At 32.0% G+C, this 3097-nt stretch carries 2 protein-coding genes; both read right to left on the bottom strand.

Annotated elements, in window-relative coordinates; translation table 11 throughout:
* Window positions 1-115: 115 nt before the first annotated feature.
* Complete coding sequence (gene fdhF / locus HGI79_RS22230; RefSeq protein ID WP_185652849.1) at window positions 116-2251, bottom strand: formate dehydrogenase subunit alpha; 2136 nt, start codon at window positions 2249-2251, stop codon at window positions 116-118.
* An 85-nt stretch (window positions 2252-2336) separates the two neighbouring features.
* Window positions 2337-2711, bottom strand: coding sequence for a Na-translocating system protein MpsC family protein (locus HGI79_RS22225; protein ID WP_185652848.1), 375 nt, complete (start codon window positions 2709-2711; stop codon window positions 2337-2339).
* Window positions 2712-3097: the final 386 nt, after the last annotated feature.

The following is a 3097-nucleotide window of genomic DNA, read 5'->3' as shown; positions in this document are numbered from 1 at the left end:
AAAAGTTTTTAACGTGCCGAAGTTTGGCATCATATTCCGGAGTATAAGTTAAATTTCGGGCATGGTTATATGACAACAAAACTTTAAGTTTTATTTATTCATAATCAAGATATTATTAATGCACAGCATTCATCTGTTTTCTAATTTTCTCATATTCATCTCTTACATATTGTTCAGCCCATTGTTGATCTTCTATTTTTTCTACCTTTATTGCACAATATTTAAATTCAGGAGTCTTGGAAATAGGATCCATATGGTCACTTGTTAGCTCATTACAAGCTCCTACCCACCACTGGTAGGTCATATATGTGGAACCTTTTTTTACTCTATCAGTAATTAAAGCTCTTGCTATTATACTTCCTCTTCTTGAGCTTATTCTTACCAGTTCTTGATCTTCAATTCTAAGATTTTCTCCATCTTCTATACTCATCTGTATATAACCAGGTTCATCAGCTAATTGCTGAAGAGCACGACAGTTTCCTGTCATAGTTCTTACAGAGTAGTGTCCAACCTCTCTTACTGTTGACAGACTTAATGGATATTCATCATCTGGTAATTCCATAGGAGGTCTCCATTCACAAGCAAATAACTGTCCCTTTTCACTAGGTGTTGTAAATTTATTTCCTTCATATAAGTAAGGTGTACCATTATGATCTTCAGTTGGACAAGGCCATTGAATACTTCCTAATTCATCAATTCTTTCATAGCTTGCTCCAGCAAACACTGGGCTGAGGCTTCTCATTTCATCCCAAATTTCTTCTGTGTTATTATACTTCATTGGGTACCCCATAGCCGTAGCTATTTCACATATAATCTGCCAATCAGGCTTTACATCACCTTTAGGTTCCACAGCTTTTCTAAATCTTTGGAAACCACGATCAGCTGAAGAGTAGATTCCCTCATGTTCTCCCCAGGCAGTAGCTGGTAAAATTACATCAGCATGAAGAGCTGTTTTATTCATAAAAATATCCTGAACTATTACTAGCTCTAGCTCATCTAAAACTTCTCTTACTTCTGCGGCATTTGGATCACTTTGAACAGGATCCTCTCCAAATATATAATAAGCCTTTATTTTATTTTCATGTAAAGTTAAATGAGGTACTTCTGTCAAATGATATCCTGGTTTACTAGGAAGCTTTACACCCCATGCCTTCTCAAATTTTTCTCTTGCTTTATCATCTGTAACAGACTGATATCCTGGATATACGTTTGGTAACACTCCCATATCACAAGTACCTTGTACGTTATTTTGACCACGTACAGGTCCAATTCCTACGTTAGGTCTTCCAAAATTACCTGTTAGCAGTGCTAAAGAAGCCAAGCCTTTCACTACATCAACAGCTTGTGAAAATTGGCATACGCCCATGCCATATAGTATCATAGCATTTTTAGCTTTAGCATATTGTCTTGCAGCTTGTCTAATTTCTTCTGCCTTAACTCCTGTTATTTTTTCTGCATATTCTGGAGTATATTTTTCTACAGAAGTCTTATAATCTTCAAAACCTTCTACATATTTCTTAACATACTCTTTATCATATAGTTCTTCACTTATTAAAACATTCCCAAGAGCGTTAATCAACGCCATATTAGTTCCACCTTTTAAAGGCAGCCACAAATCTGCAATTCTTACAGACTCAGTTACTCTAGGGTCAGTTACAATAATTTTAGCTCCCTTTTCTTTTGCTTTAACTATTCTTCTTGCAACAATTGGATGAGAATCTGCACCATTGTATCCAAATATGAATAATAGATCAGTATTTTCTATTTCTGGAATAGAATTAGACATTGCACCATTTCCTAATGAGTAAGCCAGACCGGCTACTGAAGGAGCATGTCAAACTCTAGCGCAGTGGTCTATATTATTAGTTCCTATTACTGCTCTCATAAATTTTTGCATTACATAATTAGCTTCGTTTCCAGGTCCTCTTGCAGACCCAGTTCCCATAATAGCATCTGGACCATATTTTTCTTTAATAGCAGTTAACTTATCAGCCACGAATCCTATAGCTTCATTCCAAGAAACCTCTTCTAATTGTCCATTTTTTCTTATCATAGGCTTTTTTAATCTGGCAGTAAGTATTTTAGGATCATTTAGAAAATCCCATCCATAATAACCTTTTAAACATAAATTTCCTTCATTAGTTCTTCCATCAGCAGCTTCTGCTCTTACTATTTGTCCATCTTCTACGACTAGATACATTTTACAACCAGTACCACAATATGGACAGACAGTTAATACTTTATTTTCCATAACAATTCTCCTTTTTTAATAAAATCAAAAAAACCAGTACAAAGCTCATTATAAGCACGTACTGGTTTATTAAAAGCTAAAATATTTACATATCTTTCTTTTCAATCAAACCATGATCTATTAACTTCAAAAATATAGTTATTGTTCGATTATTATTTTCTAGATTATCTATTTGCCAACTATATTCAAAATTTTTACCAATTATGTCATATACTTCATCTAGAAACTGTTTTTCTAGGTGAGGCTTTAAAATTTTCCAATAATCTTTTACTATATCAGCTGCACCTTCTTTGACCAAAATCTCCGATAAATTAGAAAGAATTCCTTTTATATGTATAGTTATAATAGAGTTATCTATCTTAACTTTTACAAACTCTGGTCCTTTTCCTCTGTAGTGCTTTACAATTTTAACAACTAATTTTCTTATTTTTTCTTGCGCTTCAAACTGCTCCTGTGACATAATAAACCTCAATCTAATCAGTATCTTTTTAGACATATCATAGATATATTCATGTATTTTTGCATTAAAATTTTATATTGTATTTATAATAGTTCTTTATATTATTTTACACATATTATTATACAAATAAAATTATTGTAATAATTTTATAGTTATATAATTATTTTAACTCTATATTATTCTTCAGTCAACTATTTATACTATTGAATATTTATACTTTCATACTAAATTTCTACAAATTTCTAATGTATGCTATACGTTTCTTCATATTCGTGATTACTTTTATAAATTTATACATTTTAGTAAGGTTTAAATTGAAGTTTTTTGTAATATATAGGCATGGAACTTTTAAATTTAATTTATGTAGCATAGCATATTACTAGATT

The organism is Clostridium sp. DJ247 (assembly GCF_014231265.1).
This window is presented reverse-complemented; position numbering and strand designations above follow the sequence as displayed.

Bases quoted from the DNA above. Each gene is read 5' to 3' on its own strand.
- HGI79_RS22225 (WP_185652848.1), bottom strand. From the start codon at position 2,711: ATGTCACAGGAGCAGTTTGAAGCGCAAGAAAAAATAAGAAAATTAGTT.